This is a genomic window from Blautia sp. DFI.3.45 (assembly GCF_020593505.1).
Lineage (GTDB): Bacteria > Bacillota > Clostridia > Lachnospirales > Lachnospiraceae > Blautia_A > Blautia_A wexlerae.
Map to the genome: position 1 here is coordinate 17,746 of NZ_JAJDMI010000038.1, position 19,239 is coordinate 36,984.

Sequence of the window (19,239 nt, forward strand, 5' to 3'; positions counted from 1 at the left end):
AATATCCGATCACAAATCCTGTAAGACATGCCGCGAAGAGTGTTGCTGAGAACGGAGTGAATCAATGTCATTAACTTAAACAATTTGCCAATGGAAAAGAATGATAAACCGAACAATTTAAGGGGATTCTGCACGATCACGCTGGAGGATGTCTTCTGTCTGAAAAACATTGCCCATTCTATCAATGCAGCATTTAAAGAAGACTGGGAGAGGGCTGTCATGGATGAGTATCAGAAAAAGCTGAATTATATCCGTGATCGGAAACAACAGCAGAGAACCGGAAGATAACAGGGATATTGTTTAAAATAAAGGGAGAGTGCCATTATGGGTGGTAGACCTGGGACTGCTATAATAAGAATTTTTTTAGAAAAATCATAAGATAAAATATAAAAAATCTCAATAAACTTTGTTTTTTTGTCTAAGATAATCGTTATACATTATATAGAGATAAATGGTTGATGCATTTTAGGAGAAAATTTGTGTTTGAAAATAAAAAAATTCAAAATTTATTTTTGAATGAAGAAAAAGTAGAAGATTTGATACGGAGATATTATTCTGATATATACAAATATTGTTTTTTTCATCTTGGGAATAGGGAAACAGCAGAGGATATTACTCAAGAGGTTTTTTTGAAATTTTTAAAAAGCCTTGATAGTTATCGTGAATATGGGAAATTAAAAAATTATTTATATGTAGTGGCAAAAAATACAATAAGAGATTTTCAGCGAAAAAAATACGAAATAACAGAGGAACCAGGAGTGGAAGCTTCTTGCGATGGAGCATTAGATAATATTCCATTACAGATAGATATATGGCGAGAAATACAGATGTTAGATCCATTAGATAAGGAATTGATTATATTGCGATATTATCAGAATTTTAAAGTAAAAGATATTGCTCAAATTGTAAATATTCCGCCTTCAACTGTGGGGTATAAAATTAAAAAGATAGAAAAAATATTAAAAAACAGATTAGGAGATATAGGATATGAGAGATAAAGCGTTGAAGAAAAAATTGCAACAATTACATATACCACAATATGATGAATATAAATTGGAAAAAGTTATTGTCGAAGCAAAAAAAATAGATTTGTTTTCAGGAAATCAAAGAATGACAAATACTGAATTTTTTTTGAACCAGCTGGGGTTTATTAGTAAAAAAGTATGGAGTTTAAAGGCGTTTTTTTCAATTTCTATATTATATTTGATTTTAGCAAAGGATGTTTACAGTAATAACTGGGTGTGGACGTTAATAGCAACAACAGGTCCTATTTTATGTTTGTTTAATGCTAAAGAAATATGTAATGTATTTCAACCTGGAATGTTTGAAATACAAATGGCTACAAAACATTCATTTAGTAAAGTTTTAATGATCCGTCTAATCGTTTTCGGTATTTTTGACCTTCTTTTTCTGATTTGTAGTACTATAATACTATCGCTTGTAAAGGAAACGGTAATATGGCAGATTATTTTATACGGAATAGTTCCTTATGAAATAATGTGTTTTGGCTGTATGTACATTTTAAATAAATGTCATGAAGAAAACATTCTACTATATTCAACGACGTGGGGAATATGTTTAAGTAGTATTATTATTATATTGAAAATATCGGGAGTGGAATTATTTGCAACATGTTATTTTGCTATTTGGTTAGTGTTTGGACTAATTGCAGTTAGCGGTATTGGAGTGGAAATAAAACAGTTATTAAAAAAAACAGGAGGGAATTTGAATGAGATTAGTAATGGAACATTTATCTAAGCAATTCAAAAATAGAATTGCTGTTGAAAGTATTGATACAGAACTTAGAGAAGGCGTTTATGGCTTTTTAGGAGCCAACGGTGCAGGAAAAACAACCCTAATGCAAATGATTTGTGGAATTATTGAGCCGACAGCAGGTGAAGTGAAAATTAACGGTGAAAATAATATACAGATGGGGGAACGATTTAGAGATATGTTGGGTTATTTGCCACAAGAATTTGGGTATACACCAGGTTTTACCGCTAATGATTTTATGTTATACATTGCTTCAATTAAAGGATTACCTCCTAGATTCGCAAAAAGAAAAACAAAAGAATTATTAAAACTTGTGAATTTAGAAAAAGATGCAGGTAGAAAAATTAGGACTTTTTCAGGAGGAATGAAAAGACGGCTTGGTATTGCGCAAGCACTATTGAATGATCCTAAAATATTGATTTTAGATGAACCGACAGCAGGACTGGATCCTAAAGAACGTGCTTATTTTAGAAATATTATTGCGGAAATGTCAAAGGACAAAATTATTATTATATCTACACATATTGTGTCAGATATAGAATATATTTCAGATCAAGTATTGATCATGAAAAAGGGAAAATTTATTTTACAAGGTCCAGCCGACGAATTGTTGAAAGAGGTAAAAAATGAGGTATGGTCGTGTAGAGTGCCTAATAATCAATGGAGTAATTTTGAAAGAACACATTGTATTGCTAATTCGCATGTAATGAAAGAAGTTATAGAAGCAAGAGTTATTTCTACGTCATCCCCAATAGAGGGTGCGATAATTGTAGAACCAACTTTGGAGGATTTGTATTTGAAGCTTTTTTCTGATGAGTTACAAGAAGGGTAGTAAATCTAATGAGTGAGATGATTAAATATGAATGGAAAAAAATATGGAAAAGTAGATTAGCTCAACTAGTTATAATTGGTTGTAGATTGTTTTTAGTGTTTTGTGTTTGGGCCAGTATTATGCAAATAAGTGCGACAAATGAAAAAGGTGAAAATTTTTCGGGAATGAGTGCTGTAGAAGTGATGAAGAATACGCAGAAGAAAATAGAATTAACACAGGAAAACGTTAATGATATAGTAGGACGGTATTTAAAATACATTTCAGATCCTGGTACAAATTCAGAAAGCGAAACATATCATTACTTGTCAGAAGAAGTATATAGAACGTTTTATCTTCCGAACAGAGAGTTATTGAGTTTAGTTACTAATGTATATAGAGAACCGGGAAGCGGTAGTAGTATAAAAGAAGTTTTGGAAGAAAATGTTGGGAAAGATTTTCGGAAAGCACAAATAAAAAGAGACATTGCATATATAAATTTGCAAAAAGAACAAGGACGATTGACATCTGGTGAAGCCGATTACTGGAAAGAAAAGATAGGAAATTTGCAGGAATATCAATATGGTTATCACAAGGGATGGAGTATGATTTTAGATACATTAACATGGCCTGTGTTAATTATGATGCTGATTTGTATAGGAATTGCACCAATATTTGCTGGTGAATATCAGTCTAAATGTGATTCATTAATTTTATGCATGAAATATGGAAGAAGTAAGTTGATTTTGGCAAAGATTATTTCTGGATGGTTATATGCAACAGGTGTTTACTGGGGAATAACATTGATCTATTCAAGTATCTATATGATTTTTTTAGGAACACAAGGTGCAGATTTACCTATTCAATTAAAGTATCCAGCTATGTCTGTCGGATATAATCTTACAATGGGAGAAGCGGTAGGAATAACATTATTATTGGGATATTTCTTTACATTAGGAATTATGGGAATAACACTTTTTATGTCTGCTTTATTGAAAAACACTTATGCGGTTATTATTGTCGCATTTCTGTTGATTATAATCCCAACATTTGTATCACTGGATACGGGGGGATATGTGTGGAGCCATGTACTATCTTTACTACCACCTAAAATAGCAGATTTTTCCTTTCAGTCGTATACGGCATATAGTATAGGAAATATTGTGTTGAGTTGGCCGGTTATGGCAATTTTGGTAAATGCAATAGTAGCAGTACTCTGTTCAGTTTTGGGATATATTATTTTCCGGAAACATCAAGTAAATAAATAGCAAAGGTTTCAGTGGAGAGGCCTCTCCACTGTGTCTAGGGAATATTCCCTAGACACAGTGATATAAGGATGTGAGGGATTGAGAAAAGAAAAAAGTCGTATGATAAATAACACTATATACTGCATAAAATATATTTGGAAAATTGACCGTAAATATATTTTATTGATGATAGTAATTTCTATACTTACTAGAGCGTGTATGTGCCGTAATGGTATCGCATTTTCCAGTGCGTTAGGCGACAGTGATAACTGCAGCAACTGCGGTTGCAACTGCTTGCCTTGGAATCATGGCTCTAATGCTTCTACAGCAAGTAATGCAGACAGAGCAAGCGCGTAAATTTGTATGAATAATACGGGAGAAAGGCTGCTTTCATCATTGGGTGAAAGTAGCCTTTCTCCTATTTGTTAGGGCAAAGCCCTGTTTGCCATTGTGGAGTTTTTCGCTGATCCGAAAAACGGAGCTTTGGAAAAAAATAAACCACCTGCTATGAAGGTGAGACAGTATCTCTATAACTTTTCCAGTTTTTTGCACTTAGGACCATTTCACTTCAGTTCTTCTGGTACCTGTGCTGATCCCACTCCAAATAAAAAACAGAAGTTGAATTTTTATGCCTAAAAGAAATCCAATCCAAGACGTACAGATAAAGAATGGCTGAATCTGATCCAGGAATACCGGTCCAGTGGTCTTTCTGATAAATGCTGATGCCAGGAACATCATATCCACACAAGCAACTTTTATTGCCAGATATGAAGACTCCGACAAAAAGCCTGTAAGATACCTGTATATTACAGCCTATAAGTTAAATATGGAAAAAATCGGACTTACATCTCGCTTAGGGAAAGTAAATATTATGATGTTGAAAAGGGCGAATTTCTTTTCTGCTTCACCGAAAACATCAATAAAATCAAAAACAGACAGGAATGGTTTCAGTCTGATCTGGAAGAAGAGTATCTTCATGAAATCTATCCTCTTTACAGTCCTGGTGAGGAAGATGATGAATATGAAGATGAGGATGGTGAAAAATGTTCTATTATGCGGAACAATGTCTAAGGATAGTGATGTGTGAACAGCAACTGGACAGACGGTGAAAGAGGATTTTCGAAGTTTCGAAGTCTTGTATGTGATGGATAAATATTGTATAGTATAGGTATTGGCATTTATAACGAGATAGAAGAAACGGCAGAAAATATAATATATGAGTGAGGAAGAATGAGAAGGATACAGATTATTGTAAATAATGGAGCTGGGACAGGACAGGCACACAGGGTATGGAAGGAGACACAGCGCCTGCTTCGGGGATACAAAATAAAATATGAAGCCCATATGACCAGATATGAAGGGCATGCTGCGAAACTGGCTGAGCAGATTTCCCGGGTGAAGGGTGAAGAGCCTGTCTATCTGCTGGTGGTTGGGGGAGACGGTACGATCAATGAAGTCCTGAATGGTATTACTGACTTTGATAAGGTACGTTTGGGCGTGATCCCCACTGGTTCAGGGAATGATTTTGGCAGAAATTTGAAACTGCCGAAAACACCGAAGGAGAGCCTGAGGGAAATCTGTGCCTGTATCCGAAAGGATCAGAGAGGTGAAGCACTTTACAGGATAGATCTGGGGCAGGTAAGCTGGGAAGGCTGTGAGAAGCCGCGGATTTTTGGAATCAGTTCCGGCCTGGGACTGGATGCACTTGTGTGTAAAAAAGCACTTCATTCCAGACTGAAACAGGTTTTAAACCGTTTCCATCTGGGTAAGCTTACATATCTTGCATTGACGGTGCAGTCTCTTTTTACCATGGAGACAGCTAATGCAAAGGTGGTGACAGAACATGGAGGCTATATTCTTCCGAAGATGATCTTTGCGGCAGCTATGAATCTGCCGGCAGAAGGCGGAGGGGTTCCTATGGCACCTCATGCATCGGTGCAGGACGGTCTGCTCTCGCTTGGCAGTGCATCCGGAATCGCCAAATGGCAGACTTTTTTCCTGCTTCCGTTTCTGGTTGCTGCAAAGCAGGAGCATATTAATGGTTTTACTATCAGAAATGAAAAAGGATTTCGCCTGATTCTGGATAAGCCAATGGTGCTCCATGCAGACGGAGAGTACTGTGCAGATGTGACGAGAGTGGAATTTCGGTGTCTGGAGAAGAAACTGTGGCTGCTGCATGAGCAGAAAGGGGATTCAAGTAAGACCTGAAACAATATAAAAAACAGAAAAACAGGAGTGTAAAGAAAAATGAGTTACGCAGATGATGTATTTATAAAAATGTGTCAGGATATCCTGGAAAACGGGACAAGTACGGAAGGAGAAAAAGTCCGCCCTGTGTGGGAGGATGGAACTCCGGCATATACGATCAAGAAATTCGGAGTGGTAAACAGATATGATCTGAGAAAGGAATTTCCGGCTATGACACTCAGACGTACAGCGTTAAAGAGTGCCATGGATGAGATCCTCTGGATCTGGCAGAAGAAATCCAACAATATCCATGATCTTCACAGCCATATCTGGGACAGCTGGGCAGATGAGAGTGGTTCTATCGGTAAGGCATATGGGTATCAGCTTGGCGTGAAACATCAGTACAAAGAAGGAATGATGGATCAGGTAGACAGAGTGATCTATGATTTGAAAAATAATCCGTTCAGCCGAAGAATTATGACCAATATTTATGTGCATCAGGATCTCCATGAGATGAATCTGTATCCCTGTGCATATTCCATGACATTTAATGTGACACAGACACCGGGGAACGATAAGCTGACTCTGAATGCAATCCTCAATCAGCGTTCACAGGATATCCTTGCAGCGAATAACTGGAATGTATGTCAGTATGCACTTCTGCTTATGATGATGGCTCAGGTATGTGATATGGAAGCAGGGGAACTGCTTCATGTAGTGGCAGACTGCCATATCTATGACCGTCATATCCCGCTGATAAAGGAACTGATCCAGAGAAAACCATATCCTGCACCTGTTGTGAAACTGAATCCGGAAGTGAAGGATTTCTATCAGTTTACAACAGATGACCTGATCGTGGAGAATTATGAGACATGGCCGCAGATTAAGAATATTCCGATTGCCGTTTAACCAAACTGTGGAGCAATTATCTGGTTATGAGCAAGTAGCGAATGCGGATGATTTTGTTCGCCTGACTTAAATTGACAATATAAAATCAAGAGAGGAAAATTCAAATGAATGTTATCGTAGCAGCAGATAAAAACTGGGGAATCGGCAAGAACAACCAGCTTCTGGTAAGTATTCCGGCAGATATGAAGATGTTTCGTGAGGAAACAAGTGGAAAAGTAGTAGTGATGGGAAGAAAAACTCTGGAAAGTTTTCCAAACGGACTTCCGCTTAAAAACAGGATCAATATTGTGATCACATCCAATAAAGAATATGAGGTAAAGGGTGCGATCATAGTACACAGTATTGAAGAAGCGCTGGAAGAGATAAAGAAATATCCGGCAGAAGATGTTTACTGTCTAGGTGGTGACAGCATTTATGCGCAGATGCTTCCGTACTGTGATGTAGCTCATGTGACAAAGATTGACTTTGCATATGAAGCAGACAGTCATTTTCCAAATCTGGACGAAGATGATGAATGGGAAATTACGGGAGAGAGCGATGAGCAGACATACTTTGATCTGGAGTATCAGTTTGTGAAGTATGAGAGAAAGAAATAGAAGAAACAAAGCAGAGCCGGAAAAGCCGGAAAAACCAGTGATGTAAAAGAAAAAAATATCCCTCAGAATGTGTTTAAACTGATTCTGAGGGATGTTTTTGTATAGTGAAAATCTACGTTACTATTCATTACGTTCTCAGCGGGATAGCAGTGTATGAACAGCAACAATTCTTCTGATGTTGAAAGACGTTAACTGTCTGGCAGTCAGATGTTATTTATTCAATAACTTTCAGCCATCCTTCCGGAGCCTGGATACGTCCCATCTGGATACCTGTTAATGTGTCATAGAGTTTCTGGATAACCGGACCCATTTTCTCCATTCCGCTTGGGAAACAGATTTCTTTACCATGGTCAACAATCTTTCCGACAGGAGAGATAACTGCAGCAGTACCGCAGAGACCACATTCAGCGAAATCTTTCACTTCATCGAAGTATATTTCTCTTTCCTCAGCTTCTAATCCCAGGTATTCCTTGGCAACATAGATTAAGGAACGACGTGTGATAGAAGGAAGGATACTGTTGGACTTCGGTGTGACAACTTTGCCGTCTTTTGTAACGAAAATGAAGTTAGCACCGCCTGTTTCTTCTACCTTGGTACGTGTAGCTGCATCAAGATACATGTTCTCATCGAATCCGTTCTTGTGAGCATCTACGATTGCATGTAAGCTCATTGCATAGTTAAGACCTGCTTTGATATGGCCTGTTCCATGAGGTGCAGCGCGATCGAAATCACTGACGCGGATTGTAATTGGTTTAGCACCGCCTTTGAAGTATGGTCCTACAGGTGTAGTGAATACACGGAACATATACTCATCAGCAGGTTTTACACCGATAACCGGGTTAGTACCCATCATATATGGACGAACATATAAAGTTGCGCCTGAACCGTATGGCGGAACATATGCTGCGTTAGCTTTTACAGTCTGAACAATTGCATCAACAAAACGGTCTTCCGGGAATACAGGCATCTCAAGTCTCTTTGCTGAGTTTGCCATACGTTCTGCATTTAAGTCAGGACGGAAAGTAACGATATGTCCGTCTTCTGTAGTGTAAGCCTTCATTCCTTCGAAAACTGTCTGCGCATATTGGAAAACACCTGCACATTCGTTCAGTGTTACATTAGGATCTGTTGTCAGTTCTCCGGCATCCCATGCGCCGTCTTTGAATTTAGATACATAACGATAATCGGTCTGTACGTAACCGAAGCCTAAGCTGCTCCAGTCGATATTCTTTTTTTCCATAATGAATCTTTCCTCCGTTCACACATATTTACAGTATTTACAAGTGTGATTACTGTTTATCTCTTTACCATTGTAAAACTTTTGTCTGCTAAGTTCAATGGGAAATTTCCAATTTTAATGAAAAATTGAAAAATCGTGTTACTGTTCACATACAGTAACAAAAAATCCGCCAGTCTTGTTTTTTATAGAGGATTTCGCTATAATATGGAATAGAAAATGGAGGAAAATATGAGCGAGAATTTTGATGAATTAGGAGAACTTGGAGACAAAATAAAAAAGATCATAGACACAGCAGTTTCTACTAAAGATTACCGCCAGATGACCGAGGATATTAAGCAGACGGTGGGACAGACTGTTAACAGCGCAGTAAATTCTGCTGTAGATTCCGGAAGCGAGGTAATCAAAAATGGTCTGAATAATGTATTTGGAACCGGAAACAGTCAGTCCGGTGATTCCGGGGTATACCGCAATAAAACAAAAGAATTTGAAGAAAAGCGCAGGCGTGAACAGGAGCAGGAACGTCAGAGGATTGAGAAGGAGAAAGCAAAAGAGAAGATGCTGACTCTTTATGAAAGGAACACCGGGGGAAGAATGAAAGGTATGATGATTGCTGTTTCAGGTGGAATCCTTGCCAGTGGAATGGGACTGGGAACTCTGGTCCTTAGCATCTTTGGCGCAGTGGGACATATGAGTTCCCTTGTGACCGGTGGAACTTGTTTTATGGCAGTCGGAGCTTTGACAGGAGTGGGACTTCTCGCAGGCGGCATTAAAAAACTGGGTAAACTGGAACGTTTTCAGAAGTATATTGACACACTGGGAAATCACACATACTGTAATTTTGAACAATTGTCTGCAGCAGTAAATAAGCCGGTGAAATTCGTTAAAAAAGATATTAAAAAGATGATTGATGACAGATGGTTCCGTCAGGGACATATTGATGAGCAGGAAACTTGTCTGATTACCAGTAATGAGACTTATCTGCAATATACGCAGACGCAGAAGGCACTTGAGCAGAAGAAACAGGAAGAAGAGAAATATCAGGCTGAACAGGAGAGAAACAGAAAGAACACACCGCCTGAAGTGCAGGAAGTGCAGGATAAAGGAAATGAATTTCTGGATAAGATCCACAGGAGCAACGATGCGATTCCTGGAATGGAGATTTCTGCAAAAATATCCAGAATGGAACTGATTGTGGAGAAGATTTTTGAACGGGCGCAGAAGCATCCGGAGATTATTCCGGATCTGAAGAAACTGATGAATTATTATCTGCCCATGACAGTAAAGCTGCTGGATGCATATGAAGAAATGGATCAGCAGCCTGTGCAGGGAGAGAATATCCAGGCATCCAAAAAGGAGATAGAGGATACACTGGATACACTGAATCAGGCATTTGAAAAACTTCTGGATTCTGTCTTTCAGGATACTGCGTGGGATGTTTCAAGTGATATTTCAGTGCTTCATACGCTGCTTGCACAGGAAGGTCTGACAGATGATGACTTTGCAAAAATGAAAAAGAACTGAAAATAAAAAAGGATAAAAAGGAGCGGCAGAGGACATGGGAAACGAATTTAAAGATTTTGAAATGGAAACACCATCATTAACACTGGAGCCGGATCTTGGAGAGCTTGAAAAGAAAGAAGAAGTGATCCCCAAAAAGCAGCTACAGAAGGAAGAAGTGCCTGTACTGACACCGGAAGAACGGAAAATGGTAAATGATTTTGCTGTAAAGATTGATATTGAGAATACTAATCAGATTCTTCAGTATGGTGCAGGAACCCAGAAAAAAATGGCGGACTTTTCTGATACAGCTCTTGAGAATGTAAAGACACAGGATCTGGGTGAGATTGGAGAACTGATCAGTAATGTTGTGGGAGAACTGAAAGATTTCGATGTACAGGAGGAAGGAAAATTCTTTGGATTTTTCAGAAAGCAGACTTCTAAGATTGAAAATCTGAAAAACAAATATGACAAAGCACAAGCCAATGTGGAGAAGATTACAGATTCTCTTCAGCAACATCAGGTGCGCCTTATGAAAGATTCTGCTATGCTGGACAAGATGTATGAACAGAACCTGAATTATTTTAAAGAACTTACCATGTATATCCTTGCCGGAAAAAAGAAACTGGAAGAAACCAGAAACGGAAAGCTTGCAGAAATGAAAAATAAGGCAGCTCTGAGCGGGCTTCCCGAAGACGCGCAGGCAGCCAGAGACCTGGATGAGAAATGTAGCAGATTTGAAAAGAAACTGCATGATTTGGAACTTACCCGTACGATTGCCATGCAGACAGCGCCTCAGATCCGGCTGATCCAGAATAATGATACGGTAATGGTTGAGAAAATACAGACAACGATCGTAAACACAATTCCATTATGGAAAAGTCAGATGGTGCTTGCTCTGGGAATTGCTCACTCTGCAGAAGCGGCACAGGCACAGAGACAGGTAACAGATATTACCAATGAACTTCTCAGAAAGAATGCAGAGACACTTCATATGGCAACGGTTGAGACAGCGAAAGAATCAGAGCGTGGAATAGTTGACCTTGAAACACTCCAGAAGACAAATGCAGATTTGATCCAGACTCTGGATGATGTGATGCGGATCCAGATGGAAGGCCGTCAGAAGAGACAGGCAGCAGAGATGGAAATGCACCGCATGGAAGAAGAACTGAAGAGAAAACTTCTGGAAATCAGATAGCTGTTCAGCAGTACACGTAAATTAATCAAACTGTAAAGCGGATTGTGAATATCTGTTTGATACCAAATGAGAGAAGAGGAAAATTATGTACAGAGATCATACAAAAGTGATTCAGATCGGAGACAGAAAGATTGGCGGCGGCAACCCGATTTTAATCCAGTCCATGACAAATACAAAAACTGAAGATGTAGAACAGACAGTAGCTCAGATCCTGGCACTGGAGCAGGCTGGCTGTGATATTATCCGTTGTGCAGTACCGACTATGGAAGCTGCAAAAGCACTGAAGGAAATCAAAAAACAGATCCATATACCACTTGTGGCAGATATCCATTTTGATTATCGTCTTGCTATTGCAGCCATGGAAAACGGTGCAGATAAGATCCGGATCAATCCCGGAAATATCGGCAGTACAGAGCGAATCAAAGCAGTGGTTGATGTGGCAAAGGAGCGAGGAATACCCATTCGTGTTGGTGTAAACAGCGGTTCTCTTGAGAAAGAACTTGTGGAGAAATATCATGGAGTCACTGCAGAGGGACTGGTGGAGAGTGCGTTGGATAAAGTTCATATCATCGAAGACCTGGGATATGACAATCTGGTGATCAGCATCAAATCTTCGGATGTCCTTATGTGTGCAAAGGCTCATGAACTGATCGCGGAGAAGACGAATTATCCACTTCATGTAGGAATCACAGAAGCCGGAACTCTTTATTCCGGAAACATTAAATCTGCTATCGGACTGGGGATTATCCTGAATCAGGGAATCGGTGACACCATTCGTGTCTCTCTTACAGGAGCACCTTTAGAAGAGATTAAATCCGCAAAACGTATCCTGAAAACTCTGGGGCTTCGCAAAGGTGGCATAGAAGTTGTGTCATGTCCAACCTGTGGACGCACACAGATCGATCTGATCGGTCTTGCAAATAAGGTAGAAACCATGGTGCAGGATATCCCGCATGATATTAAAGTAGCAGTTATGGGCTGTGTGGTAAACGGACCCGGAGAAGCAAAAGAGGCAGATATCGGAATTGCAGGCGGAGTTGGTGTGGGACTTCTGATCAAACATGGTGAGATCATAAAGAAAGTTCCGGAAGATCAGCTTTTGGATACGTTGCGGGAAGAACTTCTGAACTGGAAGTAACATTTGGAACGAAGACTTCCTGTCAGATCAACGAGGAGATTTTATTTTGGAAAAAGACTTTTTTGACGTATTTCCCAGCTTAAAAGTGAAGAAAGAACTGGAAGAACTGCTGGACATGGTTTTTGTGACCAGAGTGTCCTGCAATCCTTCCAGAACTCATATATGGGTGTATATAAAAAGTGAACGCTGGATTCATAAGAAGCATATCTTTGAACTGGAAGAACAGATAGAGAGACAGATTTTTGCAGGACTGAATGTAACAGTTACAGTTATTGAGAAATTCCGCCTTTCCGGTCAGTACAATCCTCAGAACTTTCTGGAAACTTACAGATCCAGCATGGAACTGGAACTGCGCAGCTACAATATGCTGGAATACAATATGTTCAGACAGGCGCAGATTTCTTTTCCCGGAGAAAATGATCTTCATATGATCCTGCCTGATTCTGTAATAGCCAGAGAAAAGAGCGAGGTCCTGATTGAATATCTGCAGAAGGTTTTCTGCGAAAGATGCGGAATGGACTTAAAAGTGGAACTTGAGTTCAGGGAGACGCAGGAAAGTAAGTACCGTAAGAATGCAGCAGTGCAGATCGCTCAGGAAGTGGAAAATGTAATCCGTCATGCGAAATTAAACAGTAAGAATGAAGAGCCGGCTCAGTCTGAAGAAGCAGGAACAGCAGAGAAGAAAGCAGAGAAAAAGACTGATAAGGGACAGCAGGAAAAGAAGGACAAAAAAGCTGCATTTGCAGACCGCAAAGACAACAGGAAGGGAGATTTCCGGGGTGGATTCAGAAGGGACAGCAATCCGGATGTTATCTATGGAAGAGATTTCGAAGGAGAGCCTGTTGCACTTGAGACGATTACCGGTGAGATGGGTGAGGTGATCGTCCGTGGACAGGTTATGGAGGTTGAAGCCAGAGAAATCCGTAATGAAAAAACAATTCTTATCTTCCCGATCACAGACTTTACGGACAGTATTGTTGTGAAGATGTTTTTGCGCAATGAACAGGTGCCGGAAGTGACAGAACATGTAAAGAAGGGGGCTTTTCTGAAGTTTCGCGGTGTGACAACAGTAGACCGTTTTGACAGTGAACTGACGATTGCATCCATAGCCGGGATTAAGAAAATTGCCAATTTTACAACTGCCAGAGTAGATACCAGCCCACAGAAAAGAGTAGAGCTTCACTGTCATACAAAGATGAGCGATATGGATGGGGTTACGGATGCCAAATCTCTGGTGAAACGTGCTTATGAGTGGGGACATCCTGCCATTGCCATTACAGACCATGGGGTTGTACAGGCGTTTCCGGAGGCAAATCACTGTTTCGATGCCTGGGGCGGATGTGTGCCGAAGGATTCTGATTTTAAGGTTCTTTATGGAATGGAAGGCTATCTGGTAGATGATTTAAAAGGTATGGTGACCAATGGAAAAGGTCAGAAGCTGAACGGTAGATTTGTGGTCTTTGATATTGAGACAACAGGTTTTTCTTCGCTGACCTGTCAGATCATAGAGATTGGCGCCGTACTGGTAGAAAATGGTGAGATTACGGACCGTTTTTCCACATTTGTAAATCCAAAGGTACCGATTCCTTTTCGCATTGAACAGCTGACCAGTATCAATGACAGTATGGTCATGGATGCCCCGACTATCGAAGAAGTGCTTCCGAAATTCCTTGAATTCAGCAAGGATGCGGTTATGGTTGCACACAATGCGGACTTTGATATGGGATTTATTATGAAAAACTGTGACAGACTGGGAATCGCACATGATTTTACTTATGTAGATACGGTCGGTATGGCCCGTTTCCTGCTTCCTGCATTGAACAGATTTAAGCTGGATACGGTAGCAAAAGCAGTTGGGGTTTCACTGGAAAATCATCACCGGGCAGTAGATGATGCCGCATGTACTGCAGAGATTTTTGTGAAGTTTGTAAAGATGCTGGAAGAGCGTGATATCCGGGATGTGGATATGCTGAATGAGCAGGGAGCTGTTTCTGTAAATACTATCAGGAAACTGCCGACCTACCATGTGATCATTTTTGCCAGAAATGAGACAGGGCGCATTAATCTGTATAAATTAGTGAGTCAGTCGCACCTGAAGTATTATCACAGACGTCCACGTGTTCCCAAAAGTGTGCTGGAGCAGTACAGAGACGGACTTCTGGTGGGAAGTGCCTGTGAAGCAGGGGAACTGTATCAGGCAATTCTGAGAAATGCACCGGATACTGAGATAGCCAGACTGGTAAATTTCTATGATTATCTGGAGATCCAGCCTGTTGGAAATAACAGATTTATGATAGCAGATGATAAGCATGATATGATCAGTTCCGAAGAAGACCTGAAGGAGATAAACAGGAAGATCGTTAAGCTTGGAGAGCAGTTTAAGAAACCGGTAGTTGCAACCTGTGATGTGCATTTCATGGATCCACAGGATGAGATTTACAGAAGGATCATTATGGCCGGAAACGGATTCTCAGATGCAGATGAGCAGGCACCGTTGTATTTACGTACCACAGAGGAAATGCTGGAAGAATTTGCCTATCTGGGAAGCGAGAAAGCAGAAGAAGTTGTCATTACAAATACAAATAAGATCGCAGATATGATTGAGAAGATATCACCTATTCATCCGGACAAATTCCCGCCGGTCATTGAGAATTCCGACCAGGATCTGAAGAATATCTGTTTTACAAAAGCGCATGAAATGTATGGAGATCCATTGCCGGAGATTGTGGAAAGCAGGCTTGACAGGGAACTGAATTCAATCATTTCCAATGGGTATGCCGTAATGTATATCATTGCACAGAAGCTTGTATGGAAGTCAAATGAAGATGGTTATCTGGTAGGTTCGCGAGGTTCTGTAGGATCTTCTCTGGCAGCTACCATGTCCGGTATCACAGAGGTAAATCCTCTGCCACCGCATTATCTCTGTCCTAATCCGGACTGCAAATACAGTGATTTTGATTCACCGGAAGTAAAGCAGTATGCAGGTATGGCGGGGTGTGATATGCCGGATAAGATCTGTCCGAAATGTGGAACCAGGATGAAAAAAGAAGGGTTTGACATTCCTTTTGAGACATTCCTTGGATTCAAGGGAGATAAGGAACCGGATATTGACCTTAACTTTTCAGGAGAGTATCAGGCTAATGCACACAGATATACAGAGGTTATTTTCGGTAAGGGGCAGACATTCAAGGCAGGGACTATCGGTACGCTTGCGGAGAAAACTGCATTTGGTTATGTGAAGAATTATTTTGAAGAGCGTGGTGTGCATAAACGTTACTGTGAGATCAACCGCATCGTACAGGGATGTACAGGCGTGCGGCGTACAACAGGACAGCATCCGGGAGGCATTATCGTACTTCCTGTAGGTGAGGAGATTGAGAAATTTACTCCTGTCCAGCACCCTGCGAATGATGTGAACAGTGACATTATCACCACACATTTTGATTACCATTCTATTGACGGAAACCTGCTGAAGCTTGATATACTTGGACACGATGATCCCACTATGATCCGAATGCTGGAGGATTTAACGGGAATCAGTGCAAGGGATGTTCCCCTGGATCAGAGGGATGTCATGTCATTGTTTGCAAGTACAAAGGCTTTGAAAATTGAACCGGAAGATATTGGCGGATGTAAGCTCGGATGTCTGGGAATCCCGGAATTTGGTACAGATTTCGCCATGCAGATGCTTATTGACACCAAGCCGAAATACTTCTCTGACCTGATCCGTATTGCAGGGCTTTCTCATGGTACGGATGTATGGCTGGGTAATGCCCAGGTGTTGATCCAGGAGGGTAAGGCAACCATTTCCACAGCTATCTGTACCCGAGACGATATTATGATCTACCTTATCGGAAAAGGAGTGGAAAGTGGCCTTGCATTTACGATCATGGAGAGTGTCCGTAAGGGAAAAGGTCTTCGTGATGAGTGGATCGAGACCATGAAAGAGCATGGAGTTCCGGACTGGTATATCTGGTCCTGTAAGCTGATCAAGTATATGTTCCCGAAGGCCCACGCAGCAGCATACGTTATGATGGCATACAGAATTGCGTGGTATAAGGTGTTTCAGCCACTGGCATACTATGCGGCATATTTCAGTATCCGCGCCACAGCGTTCTCCTATGAGCTGATGTGTATGGGAAAGGAACGCCTGGAGTATTATATGGCAGAAATTCGCAAAAAAGGTGATTCAGCATCTAAAAAAGAACTGGATACCCTGAAGGATATGCGTATTGTACAGGAAATGTACGCACGTGGATTTGAATTTGTACCGATTGATCTTTATACTGCCAAGGCACAGAGATTTCAGATCGTGGATGGGAAACTGATGCCGTCACTTGCAACTATTGACGGACTGGGAGATAAGGCGGCAGATGCAGTGGTTGATGCTGCAAAACAGGGAAAATTCTTGTCAAAAGACGACTTCCGCGACAGAACAAAGGTCAGCAAAACGGTTATTGATCTGATGGATGATCTGAAATTATTCGGAGATATCCCGCAGTCGAACCAGATGTCATTATTTGACTTTACAGGATGAGCATAAATTCTGTGACCGCAAAGTGTGTTGCAGGGCATGGTGCAGACAGCAACATAAAATGCCCTGACATCATAATATATGATAACAGGAGATGGATATGAAGAAAGACGAACTTAGATATTTACAGAGACTTGCAGAAATTTATCCTACAATCGGAAAGGCATCTACGGAGATTATCAATCTTCAGTCAATCCTGAATCTGCCGAAGGGAACGGAACACTTTATGTCAGACCTTCATGGGGAGTATCAGGCGTTTTCACATGTGCTCAGAAATGGTTCCGGTGCAGTGAGGAAGAAGATTGATGATGTGTTTGGACATACATTAAGCAACAATGATAAGCGTTCTCTGGCAACTCTGATCTATTATCCGAAAGAGAAGATGGATCTTGTCAAAGATACAGAAGAAGATATGGAAAACTGGTATAAGATCACTCTCTACCGTCTTATTGAAATCTGTAAGACAACAGCCTCCAAATATACCAGATCCAAAGTACGAAAAGCTCTTCCCGCAGATTATGCCTATGTGATCGAAGAACTGATCACAGAGAAAGCGGAGGTTCTTGACAAAGAGGCATATTATGATTCCATTGTAAATACGATCATTGAGATCGGCAGTGCGGAGAATTTTATCATTGCGCTTGCAGAACTGATCCAGCGTCTGGTCGTAGATCATTTACATATTCTGGGGGATATTTATGACAGAGGTCCTGCTCCACATTTCATTATGGATCGCCTGATGCAGTATCACTCCCTGGATATTCAGTGGGGAAACCATGATGTTGTCTGGATGGGTGCGGCAGCAGGACAGAAAGCCTGTATTGCAACAGTGGTAAGAAACAGTATCCGTTACGGAAATCTGGATATTCTTGAGGATGGATACGGAATCAATATGCTTCCTCTGGCGACCTTTGTGATGGAGGCGTATAAGGATGATCCCTGCGAGATTTTTGCTATGAAAGGTGCTTCCAATTATAATGTTCTTGAGGAAGAACTGGGCAAAAAAATGCACAAGGCTATTGCTGTGATCCAGTTTAAATTAGAAGGTAAACTGGTGCGCAGACATAAAGAATTCCAGATGGAAGACAGAGCACTTCTTCATCGGATCAATCCGGAAAAAGGGACGATCACACTGCCTGACGGAAAAGAATATCCGCTTCGCGACAATAATTTTCCGACTATTGACTGGAAACATCCATACGAACTTACAGCCGGAGAAAAAGAAGTTATGGACAAACTGTCCTCTGCATTCAGAAACTGTGAAAAACTGCAAAACCACATCCGCCTCCTACTTGACAAAGGCGGGCTTTATACAGTATATAACGGAAATCTTCTGTTTCATGGAAGCATTCCTCTGAATGAAGACGGAACATTCCGGGAAGTACAGATTTATGGAAAAAGCTACAAGGGAAAAGAACTGTACGATGTACTGGAAACCTATGTGCGCAGAGCATTCTATTCTGTAGGAAAAGAAGAACAGAAGAAGGGCAGAGATATTATGTGGTATATCTGGGCAGCTCCGAATTCACCATTGTTTGGCAAGAGCAAGATGAGTACTTTTGAAAGATATTTCATAGAGGATCCTTCTACACATGAAGAGAAGAAGAATGCTTATTACCGCCTCTGGGAGAATGAAGAAGTGGTAGATAATATGCTTCGTGAATTTGGTCTGGATCCGGAAAAAGGGCATATCATCAATGGCCATGTTCCGGTACACCAGAGTGAAGGAGAAAGTCCTGTAAAATGTGATGGAAAGGTTATCGTGATTGACGGTGGTTTTTCCAAGCCATATCAGAAAGTAACGGGAATTGCCGGATATACGCTGATCTATAATTCCTATGGACTGAATCTTACTGCTCATGAACCGTTTACGTCCAAAGCAGATGCTGTGGCAAGAGAGACTGATATTGTATCGAACCGCGTGGCAGTCAGCTACATGTCCAGACGCCAGCTTGTGGGTGATACAGATACAGGTCATGCGCTGAAAGAGAGAATACAGGAATTGATCCAGCTGCTGGATGCATACAGAACAGGTATCATCAAGGAAAAGAAATAAGGTTACTGTTCACATACCACTATCCCGCGAGGTGTTTTGGCATGAATATGCCAAAA

The 19,239-nt window shown here is 40.7% G+C and carries 14 protein-coding genes; 13 read left to right on the forward strand and 1 reads right to left on the reverse strand.

The window, feature by feature from the left end; all coding sequences use genetic code 11:
* The first annotated feature begins 90 nt into the window (after positions 1-90).
* The 8 genes from LJE09_RS12640 to LJE09_RS12675 all read left to right on the forward strand — a co-directional run bounded on the left by LJE09_RS12640 (position 91) and on the right by LJE09_RS12675 (position 7,520).
* Complete coding sequence (locus LJE09_RS12640) at positions 91-288, forward strand: hypothetical protein (RefSeq protein ID WP_118587193.1); 198 nt, start codon at positions 91-93, stop codon at positions 286-288.
* Positions 289-479: 191 nt separating this feature from the next.
* On the forward strand, positions 480-998 hold the full coding sequence (locus LJE09_RS12645; RefSeq protein WP_161276635.1) for an RNA polymerase sigma factor: 519 nt from the start codon (positions 480-482) through the stop codon (positions 996-998).
* Complete coding sequence (locus LJE09_RS12650) at positions 988-1,758, forward strand: hypothetical protein (RefSeq protein WP_118587197.1); 771 nt, start codon at positions 988-990, stop codon at positions 1,756-1,758. Before LJE09_RS12645 ends, LJE09_RS12650 begins: the two co-directional genes overlap by 11 nt.
* Positions 1,730-2,605 carry an ABC transporter ATP-binding protein gene (locus LJE09_RS12655; RefSeq protein ID WP_008705734.1) on the forward strand — a complete coding sequence of 292 codons (876 nt, stop codon included), beginning with the start codon at positions 1,730-1,732 and terminating at the stop codon, positions 2,603-2,605. Before LJE09_RS12650 ends, LJE09_RS12655 begins: the two co-directional genes overlap by 29 nt.
* Before the next feature lie 8 nt (positions 2,606-2,613).
* Positions 2,614-3,849, forward strand: a complete 1,236-nt coding sequence (locus tag LJE09_RS12660) for an ABC transporter permease (protein WP_227311403.1) — start codon at positions 2,614-2,616, stop codon at positions 3,847-3,849.
* A gap of 1,209 nt (positions 3,850-5,058) precedes the next feature.
* Positions 5,059-6,036, forward strand: a complete 978-nt coding sequence (locus LJE09_RS12665; protein WP_227311404.1) for a diacylglycerol/lipid kinase family protein — start codon at positions 5,059-5,061, stop codon at positions 6,034-6,036.
* A 39-nt stretch (positions 6,037-6,075) separates the two neighbouring features.
* A complete protein-coding gene (gene thyA, locus LJE09_RS12670; protein WP_022381165.1) occupies positions 6,076-6,924 on the forward strand; it encodes a thymidylate synthase in 849 nt (282 codons plus the stop codon).
* Between the two features lie 104 nt (positions 6,925-7,028).
* Entirely contained in the window at positions 7,029-7,520 is a 492-nt protein-coding gene (locus LJE09_RS12675; protein ID WP_227311405.1) for a dihydrofolate reductase, read from the forward strand.
* A gap of 214 nt (positions 7,521-7,734) precedes the next feature.
* On the opposite strand, the gene LJE09_RS12680 is transcribed toward LJE09_RS12675, so the two are convergent.
* Positions 7,735-8,760, reverse strand: a complete 1,026-nt coding sequence (locus LJE09_RS12680) for a branched-chain amino acid aminotransferase (RefSeq protein ID WP_008705724.1) — start codon at positions 8,758-8,760, stop codon at positions 7,735-7,737.
* Between the two features lie 228 nt (positions 8,761-8,988).
* On the opposite strand from LJE09_RS12680, the gene LJE09_RS12685 reads away from it, so the two are divergent.
* The 5 genes from LJE09_RS12685 to LJE09_RS12705 all read left to right on the forward strand — a co-directional run bounded on the left by LJE09_RS12685 (position 8,989) and on the right by LJE09_RS12705 (position 19,183).
* Positions 8,989-10,281, forward strand: coding sequence for a 5-bromo-4-chloroindolyl phosphate hydrolysis family protein (locus LJE09_RS12685; protein ID WP_055057246.1), 1,293 nt, complete (start codon positions 8,989-8,991; stop codon positions 10,279-10,281).
* 34 nt (positions 10,282-10,315) lie between these two features.
* Positions 10,316-11,455, forward strand: a complete 1,140-nt coding sequence (locus LJE09_RS12690; RefSeq protein ID WP_055057245.1) for a toxic anion resistance protein — start codon at positions 10,316-10,318, stop codon at positions 11,453-11,455.
* Between the two features lie 85 nt (positions 11,456-11,540).
* Positions 11,541-12,593, forward strand: coding sequence for a flavodoxin-dependent (E)-4-hydroxy-3-methylbut-2-enyl-diphosphate synthase (gene ispG, locus LJE09_RS12695; protein WP_173703093.1), 1,053 nt, complete (start codon positions 11,541-11,543; stop codon positions 12,591-12,593).
* A 46-nt stretch (positions 12,594-12,639) separates the two neighbouring features.
* A complete protein-coding gene (locus LJE09_RS12700; protein WP_227311406.1) occupies positions 12,640-17,130 on the forward strand; it encodes a PolC-type DNA polymerase III in 4,491 nt (1,496 codons plus the stop codon).
* A 97-nt stretch (positions 17,131-17,227) separates the two neighbouring features.
* Positions 17,228-19,183 (forward strand): fructose-1,6-bisphosphatase, encoded by a 1,956-nt coding sequence (locus tag LJE09_RS12705; RefSeq protein ID WP_118339982.1) that lies wholly within the window; start codon positions 17,228-17,230, stop codon positions 19,181-19,183.
* The last annotated feature ends 56 nt before the right edge of the window (positions 19,184-19,239 follow it).

What these genes read in the sequence shown, in the direction of transcription:
- LJE09_RS12705 (WP_118339982.1), top strand. Translation starts at nt 17,228, where the DNA reads ATGAAGAAAGACGAACTTAGATATTTACAGAGACTTGCAGAAATTTAT.
- ispG (WP_173703093.1), top strand. Translation starts at nt 11,541, where the DNA reads ATGTACAGAGATCATACAAAAGTGATTCAGATCGGAGACAGAAAGATT.
- LJE09_RS12650 (WP_118587197.1), top strand. Translation starts at nt 988, where the DNA reads ATGAGAGATAAAGCGTTGAAGAAAAAATTGCAACAATTACATATACCA.
- LJE09_RS12640 (WP_118587193.1), top strand. Translation starts at nt 91, where the DNA reads ATGGAAAAGAATGATAAACCGAACAATTTAAGGGGATTCTGCACGATC.
- LJE09_RS12675 (WP_227311405.1), top strand. Translation starts at nt 7,029, where the DNA reads ATGAATGTTATCGTAGCAGCAGATAAAAACTGGGGAATCGGCAAGAAC.
- LJE09_RS12660 (WP_227311403.1), top strand. Translation starts at nt 2,614, where the DNA reads ATGAGTGAGATGATTAAATATGAATGGAAAAAAATATGGAAAAGTAGA.
- LJE09_RS12655 (WP_008705734.1), top strand. Translation starts at nt 1,730, where the DNA reads ATGAGATTAGTAATGGAACATTTATCTAAGCAATTCAAAAATAGAATT.
- thyA (WP_022381165.1), top strand. Translation starts at nt 6,076, where the DNA reads ATGAGTTACGCAGATGATGTATTTATAAAAATGTGTCAGGATATCCTG.
- LJE09_RS12685 (WP_055057246.1), top strand. Translation starts at nt 8,989, where the DNA reads ATGAGCGAGAATTTTGATGAATTAGGAGAACTTGGAGACAAAATAAAA.
- LJE09_RS12665 (WP_227311404.1), top strand. Translation starts at nt 5,059, where the DNA reads ATGAGAAGGATACAGATTATTGTAAATAATGGAGCTGGGACAGGACAG.
- LJE09_RS12690 (WP_055057245.1), top strand. Translation starts at nt 10,316, where the DNA reads ATGGGAAACGAATTTAAAGATTTTGAAATGGAAACACCATCATTAACA.
- LJE09_RS12680 (WP_008705724.1), bottom strand. Translation starts at nt 8,760, where the DNA reads ATGGAAAAAAAGAATATCGACTGGAGCAGCTTAGGCTTCGGTTACGTA.